General features: G+C 71.3%; 24 protein-coding genes. 19 read left to right on the top strand and 5 right to left on the bottom strand.

Going from position 1 to position 22182, the window contains the following annotated elements:
* Positions 1-3 precede the first annotated feature (3 nt).
* From sufD to A4E84_RS09740, 6 genes are read left to right on the top strand one after another with little or no spacing between them, the layout of a single operon-like run.
* Positions 4-1188 carry a Fe-S cluster assembly protein SufD gene (gene sufD, locus A4E84_RS09765; RefSeq protein ID WP_062926167.1) on the top strand — a complete coding sequence of 395 codons (1185 nt, stop codon included), beginning with the start codon at positions 4-6 and terminating at the stop codon, positions 1186-1188.
* Entirely contained in the window at positions 1185-1502 is a 318-nt protein-coding gene (locus A4E84_RS09760) for a non-heme iron oxygenase ferredoxin subunit (protein WP_030852669.1), read from the top strand. The genes sufD and A4E84_RS09760 overlap by 4 nt, the downstream gene beginning before the upstream one ends.
* A 7-nt stretch (positions 1503-1509) precedes the next feature.
* A complete protein-coding gene (gene sufC / locus A4E84_RS09755) occupies positions 1510-2295 on the top strand; it encodes a Fe-S cluster assembly ATPase SufC (RefSeq protein ID WP_062926166.1) in 786 nt (261 codons plus the stop codon).
* The gene (locus A4E84_RS09750; protein WP_062926165.1) at positions 2292-3548 is read left to right on the top strand and encodes a cysteine desulfurase; all 1257 of its coding nucleotides are present in this window, start codon (positions 2292-2294) and stop codon (positions 3546-3548) included. The genes sufC and A4E84_RS09750 overlap by 4 nt, the downstream gene beginning before the upstream one ends.
* 15 nt (positions 3549-3563) lie before the next feature.
* The gene (gene sufU / locus A4E84_RS09745; RefSeq protein ID WP_062926164.1) at positions 3564-4034 is read left to right on the top strand and encodes a Fe-S cluster assembly sulfur transfer protein SufU; all 471 of its coding nucleotides are present in this window, start codon (positions 3564-3566) and stop codon (positions 4032-4034) included.
* Positions 4031-4363 (top strand): metal-sulfur cluster assembly factor, encoded by a 333-nt coding sequence (locus tag A4E84_RS09740; RefSeq protein WP_028809645.1) that lies wholly within the window; start codon positions 4031-4033, stop codon positions 4361-4363. The genes sufU and A4E84_RS09740 overlap by 4 nt, the downstream gene beginning before the upstream one ends.
* Positions 4364-4432: 69 nt before the next feature.
* On the opposite strand, the gene A4E84_RS09735 is transcribed toward A4E84_RS09740, so the two are convergent.
* Entirely contained in the window at positions 4433-5266 is an 834-nt protein-coding gene (locus A4E84_RS09735) for an AbfB domain-containing protein (protein WP_062926163.1), read from the bottom strand.
* 181 nt (positions 5267-5447) lie between these two features.
* On the opposite strand from A4E84_RS09735, the gene A4E84_RS09730 reads away from it, so the two are divergent.
* From A4E84_RS09730 to A4E84_RS09715, 4 genes are all read left to right on the top strand, one after another.
* On the top strand, positions 5448-5768 hold the full coding sequence (locus A4E84_RS09730) for a DMT family transporter (RefSeq protein ID WP_062926162.1): 321 nt from the start codon (positions 5448-5450) through the stop codon (positions 5766-5768).
* Entirely contained in the window at positions 5768-6316 is a 549-nt protein-coding gene (locus A4E84_RS09725) for a TetR/AcrR family transcriptional regulator (RefSeq protein WP_062926161.1), read from the top strand. The genes A4E84_RS09730 and A4E84_RS09725 overlap by 1 nt, the downstream gene beginning before the upstream one ends.
* 188 nt (positions 6317-6504) lie before the next feature.
* Complete coding sequence (gene dapD / locus A4E84_RS09720; protein ID WP_062926160.1) at positions 6505-7494, top strand: 2,3,4,5-tetrahydropyridine-2,6-dicarboxylate N-succinyltransferase; 990 nt, start codon at positions 6505-6507, stop codon at positions 7492-7494.
* A 145-nt stretch (positions 7495-7639) separates the two neighbouring features.
* Positions 7640-7870 (top strand): hypothetical protein, encoded by a 231-nt coding sequence (locus A4E84_RS09715; protein WP_062926159.1) that lies wholly within the window; start codon positions 7640-7642, stop codon positions 7868-7870.
* A 129-nt stretch (positions 7871-7999) separates the two neighbouring features.
* Here the strand turns inward: A4E84_RS09715 and dapA are convergent, their stop codons facing one another.
* A complete protein-coding gene (gene dapA / locus A4E84_RS09710; protein ID WP_062926158.1) occupies positions 8000-8884 on the bottom strand; it encodes a 4-hydroxy-tetrahydrodipicolinate synthase in 885 nt (294 codons plus the stop codon).
* Positions 8885-9083: 199 nt separating this feature from the next.
* Between dapA and A4E84_RS09705 the strand changes: the two genes are divergently transcribed.
* The 3 genes from A4E84_RS09705 (at position 9084) to A4E84_RS09695 (ending at position 10677) form a co-directional block, all read left to right on the top strand.
* Positions 9084-9503 (top strand): phage holin family protein, encoded by a 420-nt coding sequence (locus A4E84_RS09705; RefSeq protein ID WP_062926157.1) that lies wholly within the window; start codon positions 9084-9086, stop codon positions 9501-9503.
* On the top strand, positions 9500-9865 hold the full coding sequence (locus A4E84_RS09700) for a DUF3618 domain-containing protein (RefSeq protein WP_062926156.1): 366 nt from the start codon (positions 9500-9502) through the stop codon (positions 9863-9865). Before A4E84_RS09705 ends, A4E84_RS09700 begins: the two co-directional genes overlap by 4 nt.
* Before the next feature lie 119 nt (positions 9866-9984).
* Positions 9985-10677 carry an antibiotic biosynthesis monooxygenase gene (locus A4E84_RS09695; RefSeq protein ID WP_062926155.1) on the top strand — a complete coding sequence of 231 codons (693 nt, stop codon included), beginning with the start codon at positions 9985-9987 and terminating at the stop codon, positions 10675-10677.
* 52 nt (positions 10678-10729) lie between these two features.
* On the opposite strand, the gene A4E84_RS09690 is transcribed toward A4E84_RS09695, so the two are convergent.
* Positions 10730-12559: an endonuclease/exonuclease/phosphatase family protein gene (locus tag A4E84_RS09690; RefSeq protein ID WP_062926154.1), complete on the bottom strand. Its 1830-nt coding sequence runs from the start codon at positions 12557-12559 to the stop codon at positions 10730-10732.
* Between the two features lie 313 nt (positions 12560-12872).
* On the opposite strand from A4E84_RS09690, the gene A4E84_RS09685 reads away from it, so the two are divergent.
* The 6 genes from A4E84_RS09685 (at position 12873) to A4E84_RS09660 (ending at position 20544) form a co-directional block, all read left to right on the top strand.
* The gene (locus A4E84_RS09685; protein WP_062926153.1) at positions 12873-14288 is read left to right on the top strand and encodes a hypothetical protein; all 1416 of its coding nucleotides are present in this window, start codon (positions 12873-12875) and stop codon (positions 14286-14288) included.
* Positions 14289-14443: 155 nt separating this feature from the next.
* Entirely contained in the window at positions 14444-15892 is a 1449-nt protein-coding gene (locus A4E84_RS09680) for an alkaline phosphatase PhoX (protein WP_062926152.1), read from the top strand.
* A 345-nt stretch (positions 15893-16237) separates the two neighbouring features.
* Entirely contained in the window at positions 16238-17821 is a 1584-nt protein-coding gene (locus A4E84_RS09675) for a TROVE domain-containing protein (RefSeq protein ID WP_062926151.1), read from the top strand.
* A gap of 210 nt (positions 17822-18031) precedes the next feature.
* Positions 18032-18436: a VOC family protein gene (locus A4E84_RS09670; RefSeq protein ID WP_062926150.1), complete on the top strand. Its 405-nt coding sequence runs from the start codon at positions 18032-18034 to the stop codon at positions 18434-18436.
* Between the two features lie 203 nt (positions 18437-18639).
* Positions 18640-19677, top strand: coding sequence for a LacI family DNA-binding transcriptional regulator (locus A4E84_RS09665; protein ID WP_079129347.1), 1038 nt, complete (start codon positions 18640-18642; stop codon positions 19675-19677).
* A 291-nt stretch (positions 19678-19968) separates the two neighbouring features.
* Positions 19969-20544, top strand: a complete 576-nt coding sequence (locus tag A4E84_RS09660) for a TetR/AcrR family transcriptional regulator (protein WP_062926149.1) — start codon at positions 19969-19971, stop codon at positions 20542-20544.
* 57 nt (positions 20545-20601) lie between these two features.
* Here A4E84_RS09660 and A4E84_RS09655 read toward each other — a convergent pair whose 3' ends face one another.
* Together A4E84_RS09655 and A4E84_RS09650 are read right to left on the bottom strand one after the other, a co-directional pair.
* On the bottom strand, positions 20602-21804 hold the full coding sequence (locus A4E84_RS09655) for a TerD family protein (protein WP_107308291.1): 1203 nt from the start codon (positions 21802-21804) through the stop codon (positions 20602-20604).
* A gap of 86 nt (positions 21805-21890) precedes the next feature.
* Positions 21891-22112, bottom strand: coding sequence for a hypothetical protein (locus tag A4E84_RS09650; RefSeq protein ID WP_062926147.1), 222 nt, complete (start codon positions 22110-22112; stop codon positions 21891-21893).
* Positions 22113-22182: the final 70 nt, after the last annotated feature.

The raw sequence follows: 22182 nt of genomic DNA, 5'->3' as shown, positions 1-22182 counted from the left end.
GCCATGGCTGAGGCCCAGAACATCCCCGTGGGTTCCACGACCGCGGGCTCGATCGCGGTCGCCGCGGAGTCGACCGTCGCCACGCGCATGAGCGCGCCCCCCTCCTTCGACGTGGCGGACTTCCCCGTCCCGCACGGCCGTGAGGAGGAGTGGCGGTTCACCCCGCTGGAGCGTCTGCGCGGCCTGCACGACGGCACCGCCGTCGCCACCGGCAACGGCGTGAAGGTCGAGGTCCAGGCCCCCGAGGGCGTCACCGTCGAGGCCGTCGGCCGCGACGACGCGCGGCTCGGCAAGGCCGGCACCCCGGTGGACCGCGTCGCGGCCCAGGCCTATTCGGTCTTCGAGAAGGCCTCGGTCGTGACCGTCCCCAAGGAGACCGTCCTCACCGAGCCCATCCGTATCGCGGTGCACGGCGAGGGCGGGACCGCCTTCGGCCACCAGGTGATCGAGCTGGGCGCCTTCGCCGAGGCCGTCGTGGTCATCGACCACAGCGGTGACGCGGTGCTCGCCGCCAACGTCGACTACCTCCTGGGCGACGGCGCCAAGCTCACCGTCGTCTCCGTCCAGGACTGGGACGAGAAGGCCGTCCACGTCGCCCAGCACAACGCGCTCGTCGGCCGTGACGCCTCCTTCAAGTCGGTCGTCGTCACCTTCGGCGGCGACGTCGTCCGGCTGCACCCGCGCGTGCGGTACGCCGGCCCCGGCGGCGAGGCCGAGCTGTTCGGCCTGTACTTCACCGACCAGGGCCAGCACCAGGAGCACCGCCTCCTGGTCGACCACAACGTCCCGCACTGCAAGTCGCACGTCGTCTACAAGGGCGCGCTCCAGGGCGACGACGCGCACGCGGTGTGGATCGGCGACGTGCTCATCGAGGCCAAGGCCGAGGGCACGGACACGTACGAGATGAACCGCAACCTGGTCCTCACGGACGGGGCGCGGGTGGACTCCGTACCGAACCTCGAGATCGAGACCGGCGAGATCGTCGGCGCCGGCCACGCCTCGACGACCGGCCGTTTCGACGACGAGCAGCTCTTCTACCTCATGGCCCGCGGCATCCCGGAGCACGAGGCCCGCCGGCTGGTGGTCCGCGGCTTCTTCGCCGAGCTGGTCCAGCAGATCGGCCTCCCCGACATCGAGGAGCGCCTGATCGCCAAGATCGAGGAGGAGCTGGAGGCGGCGGTCGCATGACCTTCGTACGCGCCTGTGGACTGGGCGAGCTGGAGGAGGACACCCCGAAGCGGGTGGAACTCGACGGCACGCCCCTGTCCATCGTGCAGACCGAGGGCGAGGTGTTCGCGATCCACGACATCTGCTCGCACGCGAACGTCTCCCTGTCAGAGGGCGAGGTCGACGACTGCCACATCGAGTGCTGGCTGCACGGCTCGCGCTTCGACCTCCGTTCCGGCAAGCCCGACGCCCTCCCGGCGACGCGCCCCGTCCCCGTTTACCCCGTACAGATCGATGGGGACGACGTGCTCGTCTCCCTCACCCAGGAGTCCTGAGGCATCCATGGCAACGCTTGAAATCCGAGACCTGCACGTCACCGTCGAGGCCGACAACGCCACGAAGGAGATCCTCAAGGGCGTCGACCTCACCGTGAAGCAGGGCGAGACGCACGCCATCATGGGCCCCAACGGCTCCGGCAAGTCGACCCTCGCCTACTCCCTCGCGGGTCACCCGAAGTACACGATCACCGGCGGCACCGTCACCCTCGACGGCGAGGACGTCCTGGAGATGTCCGTCGACGAGCGCGCCCGCGCCGGCCTGTTCCTCGCGATGCAGTACCCCGTCGAGGTGCCGGGTGTCTCCGTGTCGAACTTCCTGCGCACCTCCGCCACCGCCGTCCGCGGCGAGGCCCCCAAGCTGCGCACCTGGGTGAAGGAGGTCAAGGAGGCCATGCAGCGCCTCAACATCGACCCGTCCTTCGCCGAGCGCAACGTCAACGAGGGCTTCTCCGGCGGTGAGAAGAAGCGCCACGAGATCCTCCAGCTGGAGCTGCTCAAGCCGAAGGTCGCGGTCCTCGACGAGACCGACTCCGGCCTGGACGTCGACGCCCTGCGCGTCGTGTCCGAGGGCGTGAACCGCGTCCGCGAGACGGGCGAGGTCGGCACCCTGCTGATCACGCACTACACCCGCATCCTCCGCTACATCAAGCCCGACCACGTGCACGTCTTCTCCGGCGGCCGGATCGTCGAGTCCGGCGGCGCCGAGCTCGCCGACAAGCTGGAGAACGAGGGCTACGAGGCCTACGCGAAGCACGACGGGGCCGACACGAAGGGTGGCGCATCCGCGTGACATTGCTGCCGGGCCTCCTCGACACCGAGGCGATCCGCAAGGACTTCCCCATCCTGGACCGCCAGGTCCACGAAGGCCGGAAGCTCGTGTACCTGGACAACGCGGCGACCAGCCAGAAGCCGCGCCAGGTGCTGGACGCCCTGAGCGAGTACTACGAGCGCTACAACGCCAACGTCCACCGCGGTGTGCATGTGCTCGCCGAGGAGGCCACGGCGCTGTACGAGGGCGCGCGCGACAAGGTCGCCGAGTTCATCAACGCGCCCTCGCGCGACGAGGTGATCTTCACCAAGAACGCCTCCGAGTCGCTCAACCTCGTGGCGAACATGCTGGGCTGGGCCGACGAGCCCTACCGCGTGGACTCCGAGACCGAGATCGTCATCACGGAGATGGAGCACCACTCCAACATCGTGCCGTGGCAGCTGCTCGCGCAGCGCACGGGCGCGAAGCTGAAGTGGTTCGGACTCACCGACGACGGCCGCCTGGACCTGTCGAACATCGAAGAGGTCATCACCGAGAAGACGAAGATCGTCTCCTTCGTGCTGGTCTCCAACATCCTCGGCACCCAGAACCCCGTCGAGGCGATCGTGCGCCGTGCCCAGGAGGTCGGTGCGCTGGTGTGCGTCGACGCCTCCCAGGCCGCGCCGCACATGCCGCTGGACGTGCAGGCCCTGCAGGCCGACTTCGTGGCCTTCACCGGCCACAAGATGTGCGGCCCGACCGGCATCGGCGTCCTGTGGGGCCGCCAGGAGCTGCTGGAGGACCTGCCTCCGTTCCTCGGCGGCGGCGAGATGATCGAGACGGTGTCGATGCACTCCTCGACGTACGCCCCGGCGCCCCACAAGTTCGAGGCGGGCACGCCCCCGATCGCCCAGGCGGTCGGTCTCGGCGCGGCGATCGACTACCTCGACTCGATCGGCATGGACAAGATCCTCGCCCACGAGCACGCGCTCACCGAGTACGCGGTCAAGCGGCTGCTGGAGGTCCCCGACCTGCGCATCATCGGCCCGACCACGGCCGAGGACCGCGGCGCGGCGATCAGCTTCACCCTCGGGGACATCCACCCGCACGACGTGGGCCAGGTCCTCGACGAGCAGGGCATCGCGGTCCGGGTCGGCCACCACTGCGCACGGCCTGTCTGCCTGCGCTACGGAATTCCTGCGACCACGCGAGCGTCGTTCTATCTGTACTCCACGCCGGCCGAGATCGACGCGTTGGTCGACGGCCTGGAGCACGTACGGAACTTCTTCGGCTGAGGGGCGTGCTAGACGGTGAAACTGGACTCCATGTACCAGGAAGTCATCCTGGACCACTACAAGAACCCGCACGGGCGGGGCTTGCGGGATGGCGACGCCGAGGTGCACCACGTCAACCCGACGTGCGGTGACGAGATCACGCTGCGCGTGAAGTACGACGGCACCACGATCGAGGACGTCTCATACGAGGGCCAGGGCTGTTCGATCAGCCAGGCGAGCGCGTCCGTACTGAACGACCTCCTCGTCGGCAAGGAGCTCTCCGACGCGCGGAAGATCCAGGAGACCTTCCTGGAGCTGATGCAGTCCAAGGGGAAGCTCGAACCCGACGACGCGATGGAGGACATCCTGGAGGACGCGGTCGCGTTCGCCGGGGTGTCCAAGTACCCGGCCCGGGTGAAGTGCGCCCTGCTGAGCTGGATGGCCTGGAAGGACGCGACGGCCCAGGTGCTGGGCGGAGCCGACGCCGAGAAGGAGACGACGGCATGAGCGAGACCGTTGAGATGAAGCCGGCCTCGGAGGAAGAGGTCCGTGAGGCGCTGTACGACGTCGTCGACCCCGAGCTGGGCATCGACGTCGTCAACCTCGGCCTGATCTACGGCATCCACATCGACGACGCGAACATCGCGACGCTCGACATGACCCTGACGTCGGCGGCCTGCCCGCTGACGGACGTCATCGAGGACCAGGCGAAGTCCGCCACGGACGGCCTCGTGAGCGAGCTGCGCATCAACTGGGTCTGGATGCCGCCGTGGGGCCCCGACAAGATCACGGACGACGGCCGCGAGCAGCTGCGTGCTCTGGGGTTCAACGTCTGAGGATCACGTCTGAGATCCACTGACGCGCGTGAGGGCGGCACCCATCCCGGGTGCCGCCCTCACGCATGCTCAGTCCAACCCGGCCACGATCTGGAACGACGCGTCCGCGTAGTACTGGTGACTGTTCTCGAAGGGGTCCAGGCGGAGCTGGAAGTTGCGGTGGCGCAGGAAGCGGCCCGGGTAGTTGACCGACTCCAGCGTGAGCGTTCCCGAGCGGGACCAGACGCGGGGACAGAACGTCGCGTCCTGGCGGAACAGGGACGAGCCGTCGTTGCTGTCGGCGACCAGGACGAAGCTGCGGTGGCGGAGGTAGCGGCCGTCCGCGGTGGTGAAGGAGTAGCAGGAGGAGTCGGAGAGGCCGGCGACGCGCTGGAAGGTGGCGTCCTCGCGCTGCTCGGGGCCCGATCCGATCTGGTCGAGGCGCACAGAGCCGTCGCGCACCCGCCAGTAGCGGTCGGAGAAGTTGACCGCGCGTATGGATATGCCGTGGGAGGACGGAGGCTTCGGGCTCTTCGTCGGAGACGGGGACGTCTTCGGCGGCTTCGGGGCCTTCTTCCCGGGCTTCGGACTCGGGGCCGCGCTGGGAGCGCTGCTGGTCGGGGTGGGGGACGGGCGGGGGCGGTCCGCGCCGGCGTTCTCGGCGCCGCCCTCGGACGGGGTCGCGAAGGAGATCAGGCCGCCCGGGGCCGAGCTGCTGAGGGTGGTCGGCTCCGCCGCCCGGTCCTCCTGCTCGCCGGACTCCTGGTCCATCACGGTGACGGCCGTGACGCACGCGGTGATCGTGGCCAGGGCCAGCGCGCCCGCCAGCCAGAGCCTTCGCGTGCCCGGTGCCCGCGTGGTGTCAGGGGCCCAGCCGCTCTCCCAGGGGCGGTCCTGCGGCGGCCGGGACTTCTGTTCTGACATGCGCTGTTCCTCCAGCGGGGCACCCTTGACGGCGGCGCAGTTGTGGTGGCCCGGTGTGTGATCGGTGGACACCGTAGTGGACTGGTGGGGCGCCTGTGGCGCATTTGGTGAGAGCGGTTTCTCTCCGATATCCAGGCCGCCGTTATGTACGGGCGTACAGGTGTTGTGTACGCTCGTACACATGGGTTATCTGCTGCTGGCCGGGGCCATAGCCGCCGAAGTGGGCGCGACCACCGCCATGAAGTACAGCGACGGGTTCAGCAGGCTCGGGCCCTCGCTGCTCACGCTCGTCGGCTACGTCCTCTCCTTCGGGCTGCTCGCGCAGACCCTGAAGACCGTGTCGGTCGGCACGGCCTACGCGATCTGGGCCGGGGCCGGCACCGCCGCCATCGCCACGATCGGGATCGTCTTCCTGGGGGAGGGCATGACCGTCGCCAAGGCCGCCGGGATCGCGCTGATCATCGTGGGGGTCGTGGTGCTGAACCTGGGAGGTGCGCACTGATGCCCCGGCGCCATGACCCCGAGCGGCGGCAGCGGATCATCGACGCGGCGATCCGGGTCGTCGGCTCCAAGGGCATCGCCGGACTGAGCCACCGCAGCGTCGCCGCCGAGGCGGACGTGCCGCTCGGCTCCACGACGTACCACTTCCGGACGCTCGACGAGCTGATGGTCGCCGCGCTGCGGCAGACCAACGAGGGCTTCGCCAAGATGGTCGCCTCGTGCGGTGGCCTGGAGGACCCCCGGACCGATCTGGCCGCCGAACTCGCCGGATGGATCGGGGAGTGGCTCTCCGGTGACCGTACGGGCGTGGAGCTGGAGTGCGAGCTGTACCTGGCCGCCCTGCGCCGGCCCGCTCTGCGACCCGTCGCCGCCGAGTGGGCCGACGGGGTCGCCGACCTGCTGGCCCCGCGCACGGATCCCGTGACCGCGCGAGCACTGGTGGCGGTCGTCGACGGCATCTGCCTGCAGGTGCTGCTGACAGGGGTGCCGTACGACGAGGAGTACGCGCGGGAGGTGCTGGCGCGAGTGCTCGCGGGAGCGGCCGGATGAGGCCGGGGCGGCTCCCGGCCGCGGTCGGACGGGCGTGGCGCTGTCAGTGGAGCGGTCCTGAGGGAGTCGTCCGCAACTCGGGTGTCCGTGCTGCTGAGGGGCGTCTTGGGGGAGTGGATACCGCCCGTCCCGTGAGACGCCCGCGCACGGGTTCGCATCCATCGGCGTCCGCCGGTTAGGTTGCCCTCATGACCGACACGACTGCTCCTCGCACCACCGGCGCCGTGGCCGCCGGCCTCGCCACGATCGCCGCCGACGGCACCGTTCTCGACACCTGGTTCCCCGCGCCCGAGCTGGCCGACCAGCCCGGCCCGTCCGGCACCGAGCGGCTGTCCGCCGAGCGTGCCGCGGAGCTGCTCGGCGGTGGCGCGACCGCGGCTATCGGCCCGGACGCCCGCCGGGGCGTCGAGGTGGTCGCGGTCCGCACGGTCATCACCTCGCTCGACGAGAAGCCGATCGACGCGCACGACGCCTACCTGCGCCTGCACCTGCTCTCCCACCGCCTGGTCAAGCCGCACGGCCAGAGCCTGGACGGCATCTTCGGCTTCCTCGCCAACGTCGCCTGGACCTCGCTCGGCCCGGTCGCCGTCGACGACCTGGAGAAGGTGCGGCTCAACGCCCGCGCCGAGGGCCTGCACCTCCAGGTGACCTCCGTGGACAAGTTCCCGCGCATGACGGACTACGTGGCCCCCAAGGGCGTCCGGATCGCCGACGCCGACCGGGTCCGTCTCGGCGCCCACCTCGCCGAGGGCACCACCGTCATGCACGAGGGCTTCGTCAACTTCAACGCCGGCACGCTCGGCACCTCGATGGTCGAGGGCCGCATCTCCGCCGGTGTCGTGATCGGCGACGGCTCCGACATCGGCGGCGGCGCCTCCACGATGGGCACCCTCTCCGGCGGCGGCAACGTCATCATCTCCGTCGGCGAGCGCTGCCTGATCGGTGCCGAGGCGGGCGTCGGCATCGCCCTGGGCGACGAGTGCGTCGTCGAGGCCGGCCTCTACGTCACCGCCGGCACCCGCGTCACCATGCCCGACGGGCAGATCATCAAGGCCCGCGAGCTGTCCGGCGCCTCCAACATCCTCTTCCGCCGCAACTCGGTCACCGGCACGGTCGAGGCCCGGCCGAACAACGCGGTGTGGGGCGGGCTGAACGAGATCCTCCACAGCCACAACTGACGGTCCCGCGCCGGGCCACGTACGGCCCGCACGGCCCGCACGTCTCGTATGGATGACCTGGCGTGACCTCGCGGTGGTTTTGGCAGATGAACGGGTGGACGCAGTGTCCGATCAGATGCCGAACCGACGAAACGAGGACCGGGGTATGAGGAACGAGCGGGGGCGGACCGCCGTGCGCAGGCTGGCCGGGGTGGCCGCGGCGCTGGCGGTGTGCTGGCTGACGGCGGGCGCCGCGCACGCCGACGAGACCAACACGGACTCCCACAACGGCCACCGGGTCGGTCTGATCAACGTCAACGTGGGTCAGATCGACGACCCCGCGGAGGACGTGCTGGAGCACACACTGCTGTTCGGTGACGGGTACGCCTGGAACTGAACCGGCACTCAGGAAGGGGACGGCCCGCACCGCAGGTGACTGCGGTGCGGGCCGTCCCCTTCCTGTCTGCCGGCCGGTGGCATGGCGGAGCGCCCGCGGACGATGCGTTCCTCGCCTGCCAAGCGGTGATCAGGCCTCGGAGAGGTCCGCGTGGAGCGACAGCAGGGTGTCGGCCGTGGCCGGGTCGGCGGCCCGGAGCGGGGCGCGGACCGGGCCTGCGGGGAGGGCCAGGGCGTTCAGGAGCGCCTTGACGGTGACGCTGCCCGGCAGGCCCGCAGACATGACCGCCTCGATGAGCGGCGTGGCCCGCTGCTGGAGGCGGGCCGCCCGGGCCGTGTCGCCCGCGTCGAACGCGTCCAGGACGGCTCGCAGCCGGTCCGGGACCACGTTGGCGACCGTGCTGACGTAGCCCGACCCGCCCACGGCGTACAGCGCGAGGTTGTGCTCGTCGCAGCCCGCGTAGTACGCCAGGTCCGTTCGGGCCAGTACCTTCTGGGCGGCCAGGAAGTCGTTCGAGCAGTCCTTGACCGCGACGATGCCGGGGTGTTCGGCGAGGCGCAGCATCGTCTCCGGGGCGATGCGGGTGCCGGTGCGGGCCGGGACGTCGTAGACCATGAGGGGGAGTCCGGTGGCGTCCGCGACCTCATGGAAGTGGGCCTCGATCGCGTCCTGCGGGGGGCGGCTGTAGTACGGCGACACCACCAACAGGCCGTCCGCGCCCGCCTTCTCCGCCTCCCGGGCCAGATCGGTGGTGTGGCGGGTGTCGGGGGTGCCGATGCCCGCGACGATCCGCGCCCGGCCGCCCACGGCCTCGCGGACGGCCGCGATGAGGGCCGACTTCTCGGCGTCCGTGGTGGTGGGGGACTCGCCCGTCGTGCCGGACAGGACGAGGCCGTCACAGCCGTTGCCGACCAGGTGTGCGGCGAGGAGCTGGGCGCCGCCGAGGTCGAGGGTTCCGGAGGCGGTGAAGGGGGTGATCACCGCGCAGAGGGTGCGGCCGAAGGGTGTCGTCATGCAGGTAGTGTCGGCCCGACCTATATGTAGCTCCACTTAATTCTTCTACCGGATGTCGTTAAGCGTTGCTACGGAGTTCGGTGGAGTGGCCGATCGGCGGGCCCTGCTTTCCCGACCGCGGGCCCCGCTGTCCCGTGCGGCGTAGCCGGTGTACGGGCGGGTACTCGGGGGTCCCTACTTCGAGAGGAGGCGGAACACCGTGACCGGAACCATGGATCGCCGGGTCGTGCACGACGAACACCACTCCGTGGGCGAGCTCGTCAATCAGGCCGCCGAGCAGGCCTCCCGGCTCGTGCGGCAGGAAGTGGCGCTCGCGAAGGAAGAGCTGGCCGAGAAGGGACGGCGGGCGGGGCGGGGCGGCGGGCTGCTCGGTGCGGCGGGAGCCGTCGCGTATGCCGGGTTCCTCGCGCTGGCCGGTACGGGTGCCGCCGCGCTCTCGCTGGTGCTGCCCGTGTGGGCCGCCGCGCTGATCGTGACGGGGGTGCTGTTCGTGATCGCGGCCGTGCTGGCGGCCGTCGGGCGGGGGCAGCTGCGACGGGCCACGCCCCCCACGCCTGAGGAGGCCATCGGCAGCGTCAAGGCGGACGTGGAGGAGATCAAGGGAAGGGCGCATCGATGACGAAGCCGACGGGTGGGGCCAAGGGGCCCGATGAGCTGCGGCGGCAGATCGAGCAGACGCGGAGCGAACTCGGGAACACCGTGGAGGAGTTGGCCGGGAAGGCCGATGTGAAGGGGCGTGCGCTGGCCCGGGCCGCCGATCTCCGGGACAAGGCCGGGGCGGTGACGGTGCAGTTGCGCAGCAGTGCGGCACAGGCGGGACACGCGGTCCAGGACCGAGCGGCGCACGCGGGGCCCGGTCCGGTGCGGACGGTCGTGCAGGCCGGGATGCGCCATCCGCGCCCGGTGCTGATGGCCGGGGCGGCCGCGGGTGTGGTGGCCGTCGGGGTGCTGCGGTGGAGGCACGTGCAGGGGCATCACTGAGCGGCGGGACGTGCGGACGCCCAGGGGCGCCGGGCTACCGGACCCCGCTTGACCTCAAGTTTGGTCGAGGTTGAACAGTGGGGTGTGCAGGCAGTCGGCGCACACAACTGGAGCGTTCCATGAGCCGTCGGACAGAACAGCACCCCGACCCCACCGACCCCCGGATCGGTGCTCCCTTCTTCAGCACCTGGCGCCTGGGAACCCCCGAGCGGCAGCGGCAGGCCGTCGAGGCGATCGGGTGGACGTGGGAGCGGCGGCCCTGGCCGAGCGCCGATCTGCTGGGGTACCACGTGTACGCCGGGCAGGACGGATCCACGCTGATGCACTACTCGCAGTGGAGCAGCGAGCAGGCCTTCGAGGCGTTCGTGAAGGTCCACCGTCAGGAGCGTGTCGACGAGGTCGACACCGCCGTACCGGGGATCGAGCGGGTCGGACTCGCGCGCTACCGGCGGTACCGCAGCCGGGAGCGGGCCGTGGGGGACACGCGCGTGCCCGGGCTCGTCGTCACCGTGCGGATCGATTTCGAGGCGGGAGATGAGGGGCGCCGGGAGGAGTGGGCCGACCTGGTGCTGAAGGCCGTCGAGGACGACCCGGAGGGGCACGCCGGGTTGCTGTCCGCTCATTTCCACATGAGTGCGGACGGCAGACACGTGCTGAACTACGCCGAGTGGGAGAGCGCCGAGGCGTACGACCGGGCGCTGGCCGCGCCGCCGACCGACGCGTGGGAGCGGGTGCGGACGTACCCCGGGATGGCGGGGGTCACCGGCAGCCGGTACGTGCACGCTCTGGGGCTGCACCCCGGGCGAGGGTGAGGCGGGACCGCGGGGCCGGCCGGGACGGAAGGTCCGGCCGGCCCCGGGCCGCTTACGGGCGGAACCGCAGGATCTGCGGGTCGTGGTCGCTGATCTGGTCGTGGAACTCCGCGTTGACGTGCACGCTGTCGTACTCGAAGTCGCAGTCGCGGCGGATCGACGGGCTGATCAGGATCTGGTCGAGGACCTGGCTGTTGCCCTGGTAGACGTAGGAGTAACGCTCGCTCCTGGGCAGCGACTTGATCGCCGACCAGAGTTCGCCGCGGCCTTCCAGGAGCTTCGTGGTCTCCGAGAACTCGAAGTCGTTGATGTCGCCCAGCGTGATGACGTCCGCGTTCTTCTGGGTGTCGAGGATGTCCTTGACGAAGGCGTTCACCAGGGTGGCCTGCTGGTGGCGCTGCGTCTCGGAGCTGCGCGACGGCGGCTGGTACTGGGCGGTCAGGCCCTGGTCGCCGCCCTTGGAGCTGAAGTGGTTGGCGATCACGAAGACCGAGCGGCCGCGGAAGACGAACTCGCCGGCCAGCGGCTTGCGGCTGTTCTTCCAGGCCTCGTCGGCGGGGGCGATACGGCCCGGGCTGAGCGTCAGGTGCGCCTTGCCGCGGATCCTCGTCACGCCGGTGGCCGTCGTGGCGTCGCCGCCCGCGCGGTCCGCGAAGGAGACCCGCTCCGGGTTGAACAGGAACGCCTGGCGGATGTTGCCGCCCGGCTGGCCGCCGTCGCTGCCGTCGGCCGGGTCGATCGCGCGCCAGTCGTACCTCGGGCCGCCGGCCGCGACGATCGCGTCGATCAGCTTGGTCAGCGTCTGGTCGGCGGCGACCGTGCCGTCGTTCTCCGCGCCGTTGTTGTCCTGGATCTCCTCCAGGGACACGATGTCCGGCGACTTCAGGTTGTTCACGATCGCGGCGGCGTGGGCGGCGAACGTGTCGTCGGCCGGGTCGAGGTTCTCGACGTTGTAGGTGGCGACCGCGAGTTCGGAGGAACGCTGCTTCCGGGTCGTCTCCCGCTCCAGGCCCGCGCTCTTCAGCGTGCCCAGTTCGCTCGCGACCAGGGTGTAGCCGCCGAACTGGTTGTAGTCCAGGGGGCCCTCGGTGCTGCCCGTGAGGGTGTCGCCCACGTTCGCCTTCGGGAAGTCCGCCGTCGAGCCGAGGGACTGGATCTGGAGGCGGCCCGTGTTCTGGCCGTCGTAGGAGCCGTAGACCGTGCCGCCGTGGCGGTTGCGGTTCTCGTGCGGCTTCACCGTCACCCACAGCTCGGTGTACGGATCGGTGGCGCCGACGACGCGGGTGTCGGTGACCCGGACGGACATGCCCTCCAGCGCCTCGTAGTGGTCCAGGGCGTACTTCGAGGGCTTCAGGGGAAGCGCGTTGACCGAACCGCCGGCGGCCGTGTCGCCAGCGGGCGCGTAGGCGGCGGGGACCGAGCGGGAGGTGATCGCCGTGGCGGCGGGGAGCGCGTTGCCGCTGGAGACGACCGTGGTCGTCGGTTTGGTGATCTCCGTCACCGACTGGTTGCCGGAGGTCGCTCCGCCGGGGACGTACTCCGTGACGGTGCCGCTGACCGTGACGGCGTCACCGACGGCGACCCCCTTCGGTGCGGAGCCGGTGAAGACGAAGACGCCCTCGCTGGTCGCCGGATCGGCGTCCGCGGTCGGGTCCTGGATCCAGAAGCCGCGGGACGAGCCGTAGGTCCGGATGCCGGTGACGATTCCGGCCACGTCCGTGACCTGCTTGCCTGCGTACGGGGATATCCGGGTGCTGCCCTGGATGTCGTGGATGCGCACCGACTCCGCGTGCGCGGGGCTGGTGAGGACGATCGTGGATGCCGCGGAGCACGCGGCGGCGACGGTGAGCGCGGCGAGACGCGCGGACGACTTGCTCGGCAACGGGGTTCCCTCCGGGGACGTGACAGGGCGCCGGGACGAGGGCGGAAAGGACGGAAGTGGCTGACTGCCGCTCCCTGTGGGGCGGGTGCGGTGACGCGCGTAGAGCGCGGCGGACGGGTAAGCCTGGTGGGGCCGGCCCGGTGAACAAGTGTCCGCCGACTTCTACGCGCGTCAATCTCCAGCCTGCTCACGCCACTTGTCAAGGTTTCGGCCATGTACGGCAGCCGACGGGGAGATGAAGTGGGCGGCATGGGTGGAAATCCGTCTAGGCTGAGCGGTTGAGTCACCTGAGGCGCGCTAGGAGAAACAGCCGATGTCAGACAGCTCCCCCCTGCCGCCGGTGCGGCTGCACACCGAAGCGGAGCTGGCGCGCGACGCGCTGTCCACACCGTTGCTGTCCCGGGCCGCCCGGCTCGCCCGCTGGGCCGGGCCGGACACCCGCGTCGACGCCGGGGGAGGGCTCGTCGACGAACAGCTGCCCGCGGCCGTCGAGGCACTCGGGCTGAGCGGGGACGACGCCGCCGCCGACGCGAGCGAGGCGTGGCGGGTCGCCGTGGACGCCGGGCTCGTCGAGGTCGTCGACGAGGACGAGGGCACCGTGACGGCCGGTGAGGACCTGGCCCTGCTCACCGGCGGCTCGCCGCAGGAGGTGCTCGCCGTGTGGCTCTCCGCCGTGGAGACCGTCCTCGCCGACGCGAGCGTGCCCGACCTGGACGGGCTCGTGGACGAGGAGGGCGAGGTCGACCTCTCCGCCCTCGACTGGGACCCCGAGGGCGAGGCCGAGTTCCTCGACGGCGTGCTCGGCAACCTCTATCTGCTGACCGCCGGTGAGGACACGCCCGGCGCCCCGGTGCCGCTGCCGGCGCTGGCCGCCTCGGTGATCGTGCCCAGCGACATGAGCGAGCCCACCAACGACGTCCTGGAGCAGGTCTCCGACGCGATGATGCGACTGGACGACCAGTTCCGGATGCTGGAGCCGGTGGGATTCGTCGCGTACCAGCCCGTCGACGAGGCGCTCATGGCCGACGCCGACGAGGAGCCCGCCGCACCCGTCGACGACACCGACGTCTCCCGCTACGGCATGGTCCGCCTCACCCCGCTCGGTCTGTACGGCATGCGCGCCCGGCTGCTGGAGGCCGGTTTCGACGCACCGGCCGTCGGCGACCTCGCGGACAAGGGGGCCGACGCGCTGCTCGACGGCACGGCGGAGTTCCCGCCGGGCGCGGTCCAGGCCGAGACCGAGCAGTGGCTCCAGCGGCGCGAATCGCTCGCGGCGGCCCGGGAGTTGCTCGCGGCGGCCCGGGGCTCGGATGCCGGGGCGCCGCTGCGGCGGCTGCGGTGCCAGCAGGCCCTGTCGCTCGTCGGCGCCTCGGCCGAACCCGCCTTGCGGGAGGTGCTCGACGACGCCGAGCTGGGCGGGCTCGCACGGGTCTGGCTGACCGAGCACGGCGCGATGGACGTGCCCGCGCCGTCCGAGGCGATGGTGTACTGGCTGACCATCGACACGGTGGCCGCGCAGCTCGCGGCGGAGGGGAACTCCGAGGAGCTGCGGGCGCTGGTGGAGGGGCTCGCGCGGCAGCACGGTGGCTTCTTCGACGCCGTGTGGCGGGTTGATCACCCGGCCACGGCCGATGTGCTGGAGGCCATGGGGCGGTTGCATCCCGACAAGAAGGTGGCCAAGGAAGCGCGGAAGGCGGCCTTCAAGGCGCGATCCCAGCAGGGGGGTTGATCCCGGTTCGCGGTCGCGCGGCACCGTCTCGGCTTGTCGCGCAGTTCCCCGCGCCCCCGGGGTGTTGTTCAACCGGCGTTCACGCATGAGCGGGACGGTTTCGCCGAACGAGGTCCGCCACCTCCCACGGCACTCTCACCGTCACAGGAGACACCATGTCGCTCACCCGCAGGGACTTCGCCAGAACCTCCGCGATCACCGGTGCCGGTGTCGCGCTGGCGGGCAGCGTCGGCGCCCTCTCCACCGCGCCGAACGCCCTCGCGTCCACCGACACCGACAGCGCGGGGGGCGAGGCGCCGGACGCCCGGCACGGAGTCGGCTACGGCCCGCTGGTCCCCGACCCCAAGGGCATCCTCGCCCTGCCCGCCGGCTTCACGTACCGGATCATCACCTACAGCGGCAGGACCAAGCTGGAGTCCGGTGAGCCCACGCCGTCCAACCACGACGGCACCGCCACCTTCGACGGCCCCCGCGGCACCACCCTGCTCGTCAACAACCACGAGCTGAAGGGCCCGCGCACCAAATGGCAGTACCCGGTGCCGCTCACCGAGGGCCTCGTCTACGACCCGGCCGCGGCCGGCGGCTGTACGGTCGTCGAGGTACGCCCCGACGGACGGGTCGCGGAATGGGTGGGCATCGCCGGCACCTCCACCAACTGCGCCGGCGGCAGCACGCCCTGGGGCACCTGGCTGACGTGCGAGGAGAACTCCGACAAGGCCGGCGTCAACGGCATGACCAAGGACCACGGCTACGTCTTCGAAGTCGACCCCTGCGACCGGCGCGCCAACCGCGACCCCAAGCCGCTGAAGTTCTTCGGCCGCTACGACCACGAGGCCGTCGTCATCGACCCCCGGCGCGGCCACGCCTACCTCACCGAGGACGCCTCCGGCCCCAACGGCCTCTTCTTCCGCTGGACCCCGCCCAAGGGCTTCGAGTACGGCCCCGGGAAGTTCCGGGGGCTCGCCGATGACGCCGGTGTCCTCCAGGCCCCCAAATGCTTCGACTCCGGCGGCACGTTCGTCGACGACCTGTCCCGCGCCACGAAGACCGGCACCGTCTACGGCGTCGACTGGGTGGACGTCCCCGACCGCGACGCCCGCACCACCCCCGTGCGCAAGCAGTTCGCCGACGGCGAGGTGACCCGCGCCCGCAAGCTGGAGGGCATGTGGTGGGGCGACGGCGGCGCCTACATCGTCTCCTCGTACGCCCGTGAGGAGAGCCCCGTCCGGCACGACGGCCAGGTCTGGTTCTACGACCCCAAGCGCCGCACGCTGACGCTCAAGGTGCTGCTCGGGGTGAACCCCGACCCGTCGAAGGACGGCGCGTTCGACGGCCCCGACAACATCACCGTCTCCCCGTACGGCGGCATCGTGCTGGCCGAGGACGGCGAGGGCGTCTCGCACCTCTTCGGCGCCACCGAGAGCGGCCGCACGTACCCGATCGCCCGGAACGACCTGAACGTCGGCACCGAAGAGGAGCCGGAGTACAGCGAGTTCGCCGGGGTCACCTTCTCGCCCGACGGCAAGACCCTCTACGCCAACATCCAGGACCCGGGCATCCTGCTCGCCATCACCGGTCCCTGGAAGCGCCAGAAGCGGTCATAAATTCGCTCGCAGTTCCACAGTTGCGCCTCCTACAGTGAGATCACAACGTCACGCACCTCCCGGTGCGATGGCAGCGGCTACTTCTCTTCCAAAGAATCCGACGCCGCCGCCGACTTGATCTCGGGAGGCGCAGCATGTGGTGGGTGCCCGGTGCGAAGGCAACGGTTACTTCCTGGGATCGGAGGGTTGCGGGTTCGAGTCCCGTCAGCGACTTCGGGTCGCTGTAGCTCAAGTGGGTAGAGCATCTGAATTAGTCCGTCGCCGACTTCTGTCCTCGGGCACCCACCTCTTTTCCCGCATGCAGCGTCTCCCCCGGAAACAGGAACGAATTCGGGGGAATTCACCATGGCGCGATTCAATTCCAAGGCAGCCCGCGCGCGTCCCGTCTCGCGCGTGACGTCCACCGGGCGTGTGCTGCGCACCTACGAGGGCGGCCGGGGCCGCGAGCGGGACGCCCGCTCCGAACTCTTCCTGCTCTCCGTCTCCAACTTCGTCTCCCAGCAGACCTTCTACGAGACCGGCGCCGACCGCGACGACCGCTTCACGAAGCTCGTGCGCGAACTCGCCGTCACCGACCCGGAGTGGACGGCCGGCCTGCTCGGCTGGCTGCGCGGCGAGGGCAACCTGCGCACCGCCTCGGTCGTCGGCGCCGCCGAGTACGTCAAGGCCCGCCTGGACGCGGGCGCGACCGACGGCCCGTCCAACCGGCAGGTCGTCGCCTCCGTCCTCCAGCGGCCCGACGAGCCCGGCGAACTGCTCGCGTACTGGACCGCGATGTACGGCCGCAACGTGCCGAAGCCGGTCAAGCGCGGCATCGCCGACGCCGTGCGCCGCCTGTACCACGGCAAGGCGCTGCTGAAGTACGACACCGCCTCCAAGGGCTACCGCTTCGGCGACATCCTCAACCTCGTGCACGCGGCCCCGGACCCGGACAAGCCGTGGCAGGGCGAGCTCTTCCGGTACGCCCTCGACCGCCGGCACCACCCGGACACCGCCGTGCCGCCCGCGTCCGACCACGTACTGAGCGCGCACCGCGAGCTGATGGCGCTGCCCGTGGCGGACCGGCGTGCGGTCGTGACCGCCGAGGGAGGTGCCGAGCGGCTGGCCGCGGCCGGGATGACGTGGGAGGCGCTGGCGGGCTGGCTGCAGGGGCCGATGGACAAGGCGGCCTGGGAGGCCGTGATCCCCTCCATGAGGACCATGGCTCTCGTGCGCAACCTGCGGAACTTCGACGAGGCCGGCGTCTCGGACGAGGTGGCCGAGCGGGTCGCCGCGCGGATCAGCGACCCGGCCGAAGTCGCCCGTTCGCGGCAGTTCCCCTTCCGGTACCTCGCCGCCTACCAGCACGCGCCGTCGCTGCGCTGGTCGTACGCCCTGGAGCGGGCGCTCGGCCACTCGCTGGCCCACGTGCCCGCGCTGCCCGGCCGGACGCTGGTGCTCGTGGACCGCTCGGGGTCGATGTTCTGGTCGCGGCTGTCCGACCGCTCGGAGCTGACCCGGGCCGACGCGGCGGCGATCTTCGGCACGGCGCTCGCGCTGCGGGCTGAGCGCGCGGACCTGGTCGAGTTCGGCTCGACGAGCGACCGCGTGAAGTTCCGCCGCGGCGAGTCGGTGCTGAAGATCCTGGACCGCTTCGGCGACCTGGGCGGCACCGACACCACGGAGGCGGTGCGCCGGCACTACAAGAAGCACGACCGGGTGCTGATCGTCACCGACGAGCAGTACACGCACCACCACCGGGGCGACCCGACCGAGCAGATCCCGGCTGACGTGCCGGTCTACACCTGGAACCTCGCAGGGTACCGGGCGGGCCACGGTCCGTCGGGCAAGGGCAACCGGCACACGTTCGGGGGGCTCTCGGACGCGGCTTTCCGGATGGTTCCGCTGATCGAGGCCTCCCGGGACGCCGACTGGCCCTGGGCGGCCTGAGGGGCGACAGGCCGCGGCCCGCACCGCGTGGGGAGTGCGGGCCGCGGTTCTGTGCGCTTGTTGAGCCGGGATGACCGACCTGGTGTCGAGGGGGAGAGCGCGGCTGAGCAGTTCTGAGCGCCGGGCCGGGTGGGCAGCCGGGTGCACAGGGGAATCCTTCGGCGGGCTGTCGGGTTGTCCCGGTCAGTCGACGTCCTTTGAGGAGCCGCCATGTCCGGTCAGCCTGCCGTTCGCGAACTCCGCCTGGTCGTGACCGCCGAGGACTACGACGCCGCGCTGCACTTCTACCGGGACGTGCTCGGGCTGACCGAGCAGGGCGCGTTCGCCTCGGAGGACGGGCGGGTCACGATCCTCGACGCCGGGCGGGCCACCCTGGAGCTGACCGACCCGAACCATGCCGCGTTCATCGACGAGGTGGAGGTGGGGCGGCGGGTGGCCGGGCACATCCGGGTCGCCTTCCAGGTGGACGACTCCGTCGCCGCGACGGCGAAACTGGCCGCCGCGGGAGCCGAGGTCGTCGCCGGGCCGACCCGAACGCCCTGGAACTCCCTGAACTCCCGGCTCGAAGCGCCTGGTGACCTTCAGCTGACCCTGTTCACCGAGCTCGGCGACTGACGGGGGCGGGGTGATCGACCGGCTGCGGCCGCTTCGTCTTCTCGCGGGGTGCGGGTCGGGGCCGTGCCGGGGTGTGTCCGTGGCCGCCCGCAGCGGTTGGCACGTCAACGATCAGTCGGTCGGCGTCCTGTCCCCTCGCGCCGTTCCGATGACGTCCGGCTGCCCCTGACGGGGCGGCCGGAGTGCCGGATACAGTGCTGGACGTGTGGACGGACAATCAGCGTGCGGAGCCGAGTGCCGAGCGGCCCGCCGGTGCGCGGCGCCGGGCCACGATCCACGACGTCGCCCGCCTGGCCGGGGTGTCCCGCCAGACGGTCTCCCGGGCGGTCAACGACAAGGGTGAGATCGACCCCGGCACCAAGGAGCGGGTCCTGGAGGCGGCGCGGCTCCTGGACTACCGGCCGAGCCGGTTCGCGCGCGGGCTCGTCCAGAAGGGCGCGGTGACGGCCGGCCTGGTCATCCCGGACTTGCGCAACCCGTTCTTCCCCGAGGTGGCCGCCGGCGTGCTGGAGGCGGCCGAGCAGCGCGGCTGGCAGGTCGTCGTGTGGGACTCCCGGATCGACGAGGCCAGGGAGCGGGAGGCGCTCGACGTGCTCTCCCACCAGGCGGACGCCGTCGTGGGCTACTTCAAGGACCCGGACGACGTGCTCACCCGGCATCTCGGCGGCGTACCGCTGGTGCTGCTGGAGCGCGGCCCGCAGCAGACCCGGTTCGCGGCCGTGGGCATCGACGCCGCCACCGGGGTCGAGCAGGGCATGAACCACCTGTTCCGCGCGGGGCACCGCAGGATCGGCATGCTGGACGGCGTGCACGGCCCCGGTCCCCGCAGACAGGCCTTCCTGGAGCAGGCACGGCGGCTCGGCCTGCCGGCCGACGAGAGCTGGGTCGTGATGTGCCCCGAGCACAGCGTGGCAGGCGGCGAGGCCGGCATGGAACGGCTGCTGGCCGCGCGGCCCGAGATCACCGCGGTCTTCGGCTTCAACGACCTCATCGCGGTCGGGGCGATGCGCACCGCCCGCCGCCGCGGCCGGAGCGTCCCGGACGACCTGGCCGTGCTCGGCTTCGACGGCCTCTCCCTGGGTGACCTGGTCGAACCCGCCCTGACCACCCTGCACATCGACAAGCGGCAGCTGGGGCGGCTGGCCGTGGAGCAGGTGGCCCGGCTGCGCGCGGGCGAGGAGCCGCTGCGGGGCGCCGACGCGTGGGTGACACCCGAACTCGTGGTGCGCGACTCCGCCTGACGTTCCGGCCGCCCGGCCTCCGGCAGATCAGCCGCGCCGGTCCCTTGACACCGTGCACTTCGAGGCCGTGGAACGACTCCATCTGGCCCCTGGTCGTGATGATCGACCCGGAGAAGGTCACGTTCCAGGTGGCACTGGCGAACCTCAACGTCCTCTCCTGTTCGGGGCGCCGCACTTCCTGCGGGACCCCGCGGCGGAGCGCTGAAGATGTGAGGGCGGGCCCCGGGTCCGGCCTCTCGGTAGGGTGCGGAGAAAGGACCCGCCAGGTCCCGGTCGGTGAGGAGTGGTCGCGTGGCGCAGGTCAGGCCCATGCGGGCGGACGCCCGGCGCAACTACGAGCGGTTGCTGACGGTCGCCGTCGAGGCCTTCGCCGAGCATGGGGAAGGCGCGTCGCTCGACGACATCGCCAAGCGGGCCGGGGTCGGCTCCGGCACGCTGTACCGGCACTTCCCGACCCGGCAGGCGCTGCTGGAGGCCGCGTACCTGGACCGCGTCGAGGTGATCGCGGCCCGGGCCGATGCGCTCGCGGCCGAACTGCCGCCGGGCGAGGCGCTGGGGGAGTGGCTGTACGAACTGGGCGCCGGGATGATCCGGATGCGGGGGCTGAAGGCGCTGCTGGGGCCGGCCGTCACGGACTCCGGCGCCCTCGTGAACACGGCCTGCGGCGACTCGGTCAAGGCCGCGGCGGGGCGGCTGGTCCGGGCGGCGCAGGAGGCGGGCACGCTGCGGCGGGACGTCGAGCCGGTCGACGTGCTGCGGCTGGCGCACGGGGTGGCGACGGCGTCCGAACTGGCGGACGGGGAGGGCCGGCACATCCGGCGGTATCTGACGCTGCTGATGGAGGGCTTGGTGGCGGAGCGCCGCTGATCCGGTGAGCCGGACGCCCCCTGGATGAGGGGGCGTCCCGGAGGCCGGTTCGGTGGGTTACAGGGCCTGCGCCGCCGGCTTCACCATTCCCCTCACCGTGCGGGACTTCACGAAGTCGCCCATGGCCGTCATGTCCCACTCGCCGGAGAACTGGCGGACGAGCTTGGCCATCATCACGCCGGTCTGCGGCTCGGCGCTGGTGAGGTCGAAACGGACCAGTTCCTCGCCGGTGGTGCCGTCCATGAGGCGGCAGTAGGCCTTGGCGACCTCGGTGAACTTCTGGCCGGAGAAGGAGTTGACCGTGAAGACCAGGCCGGTGACCTCCTGGGGCAGGCGGCCGAGGTCGACCATGATGGTCTCGTCGTCCCCGCCGCCCTCGCCCGTGAGGTTGTCGCCGGAGTGCCGGATCGCGCCGCCGACGATCTGGAGCTTGCCGAAGTAGCAGCTGTCGATGTGGTTGCGCTGCGGGCCGTAGGCGATGACCGAGGCGTCCAGGTCGATGTCCTTGCCGCGGTACGCGGGCTCCCAGCCGAGACCCATCCTGACCTGGGAGAGCAGGGGGCGGCCGCCCTTGATCAGGGAGACCGTCTGGTTCTTCTGGAGGCTGACGCGGCCCTTGTCCAGGTTGATCTTCCCGGCGCCGGGCGCGGGCGGAGGAGGCGTGGCCGGGGCGGCCGGGGGCGCGGCGGGGGCGGAGACGGGCGGGGCCGGCGGCTGCACCGGGGCCGGCGGCGGGGTCACCGGCTGGGGCGGGGCGGCCGCGGCCGGCTCCTCCACCGTGACACCGAAGTCCGTGGCGATGCCCGCGAGGCCGTTGGCGTATCCCTGGCCGACGGCCCGGGCCTTCCACTGGCCGCCTCGCTGGTAGACCTCCACGATGACCAGGGCCGTCTCACTGCCGAGCTGCGGCGGCGTGAACGTGGCCAGGACGGAGCCGTCGTCCGCGTTGCGGATGGTGGCCGTCGGCTCGATGCTCTGGAAGGTCTGGCCCGCGGCGTCCGGGCTCGCCGTGACGACGATCTTCTCGATGCCCGGGGGCACGGCCGCCGTGTCGACGACGATCGCGTCGGGCGCACTGCCGCCGCCCGAGCGGTACGTCACGCCGGGGCCGGACGGCTGGTTGTAGAAGATGAAGTCGTCGTCGGAGCGCACCTTGCCGTCGGCGGTGAGCAGCAGGCCCGATACGTCGAGCCGCACCGGGGCGGCGACGTCCACCGTCACGCGGGCGGCGGACAGGGGGATGTTCGAGCCAGGGGTCATAGCTGTCATGCCGGGTGAACGAGCGAGGCGGTTTTGCCGTTCCCTTACCTTGCCGCCAATCGGGTCACCGGCGATCGCTGGGGCTCTCAGCGGCGATTGCGGGGATGGGCGCGGGCGATGCGTTCGTTGCCCCGCTTGTAGTTGCCGGTCCAGCGGGCCATGACGAGCTGGGGGTCGGAGGTCTCGACCTCGGCGAGGAACTGCGCGGCCCGGGGGCCGTTCAGGGTGGTGGCGGGGCGGCCGTGGTGACTGATGCGGACGGTGCCGCCGGTGTGCTGCTCGTAGGTGAATCCGTGAGGTCTCGGCATGCCGTGAGGGTACGAGGCGGGGAGCAGGCGTCCCAGCGAATTTCGCCTGCCCCCGCCCGCGGTGGTCCCT

Source organism: Streptomyces qaidamensis, assembly GCF_001611795.1.
In the GTDB taxonomy this organism is placed as follows: Bacteria; Actinomycetota; Actinomycetes; order Streptomycetales; family Streptomycetaceae; genus Streptomyces; species Streptomyces qaidamensis.
This window is presented reverse-complemented; position numbering and strand designations above follow the sequence as displayed.

What these genes read in the sequence shown, in the direction of transcription:
- A4E84_RS09680 (WP_062926152.1), top strand. Translation starts at nt 14,444, where the DNA reads ATGTCGCTCACCCGCAGGGACTTCGCCAGAACCTCCGCGATCACCGGT.
- A4E84_RS09685 (WP_062926153.1), top strand. Translation starts at nt 12,873, where the DNA reads ATGTCAGACAGCTCCCCCCTGCCGCCGGTGCGGCTGCACACCGAAGCG.
- A4E84_RS09740 (WP_028809645.1), top strand. Translation starts at nt 4,031, where the DNA reads ATGAGCGAGACCGTTGAGATGAAGCCGGCCTCGGAGGAAGAGGTCCGT.
- A4E84_RS09700 (WP_062926156.1), top strand. Translation starts at nt 9,500, where the DNA reads ATGACGAAGCCGACGGGTGGGGCCAAGGGGCCCGATGAGCTGCGGCGG.
- A4E84_RS09655 (WP_107308291.1), bottom strand. Translation starts at nt 21,804, where the DNA reads ATGACCCCTGGCTCGAACATCCCCCTGTCCGCCGCCCGCGTGACGGTG.
- A4E84_RS09735 (WP_062926163.1), bottom strand. Translation starts at nt 5,266, where the DNA reads ATGTCAGAACAGAAGTCCCGGCCGCCGCAGGACCGCCCCTGGGAGAGC.
- dapA (WP_062926158.1), bottom strand. Translation starts at nt 8,884, where the DNA reads ATGACGACACCCTTCGGCCGCACCCTCTGCGCGGTGATCACCCCCTTC.
- A4E84_RS09670 (WP_062926150.1), top strand. Translation starts at nt 18,032, where the DNA reads ATGTCCGGTCAGCCTGCCGTTCGCGAACTCCGCCTGGTCGTGACCGCC.
- A4E84_RS09695 (WP_062926155.1), top strand. Translation starts at nt 9,985, where the DNA reads ATGAGCCGTCGGACAGAACAGCACCCCGACCCCACCGACCCCCGGATC.
- A4E84_RS09650 (WP_062926147.1), bottom strand. Translation starts at nt 22,112, where the DNA reads ATGCCGAGACCTCACGGATTCACCTACGAGCAGCACACCGGCGGCACC.
- dapD (WP_062926160.1), top strand. Translation starts at nt 6,505, where the DNA reads ATGACCGACACGACTGCTCCTCGCACCACCGGCGCCGTGGCCGCCGGC.
- A4E84_RS09675 (WP_062926151.1), top strand. Translation starts at nt 16,238, where the DNA reads ATGGCGCGATTCAATTCCAAGGCAGCCCGCGCGCGTCCCGTCTCGCGC.
- A4E84_RS09715 (WP_062926159.1), top strand. Translation starts at nt 7,640, where the DNA reads ATGAGGAACGAGCGGGGGCGGACCGCCGTGCGCAGGCTGGCCGGGGTG.
- sufD (WP_062926167.1), top strand. Translation starts at nt 4, where the DNA reads ATGGCTGAGGCCCAGAACATCCCCGTGGGTTCCACGACCGCGGGCTCG.
- sufC (WP_062926166.1), top strand. Translation starts at nt 1,510, where the DNA reads ATGGCAACGCTTGAAATCCGAGACCTGCACGTCACCGTCGAGGCCGAC.
- A4E84_RS09725 (WP_062926161.1), top strand. Translation starts at nt 5,768, where the DNA reads ATGCCCCGGCGCCATGACCCCGAGCGGCGGCAGCGGATCATCGACGCG.
- A4E84_RS09760 (WP_030852669.1), top strand. Translation starts at nt 1,185, where the DNA reads ATGACCTTCGTACGCGCCTGTGGACTGGGCGAGCTGGAGGAGGACACC.
- A4E84_RS09730 (WP_062926162.1), top strand. Translation starts at nt 5,448, where the DNA reads ATGGGTTATCTGCTGCTGGCCGGGGCCATAGCCGCCGAAGTGGGCGCG.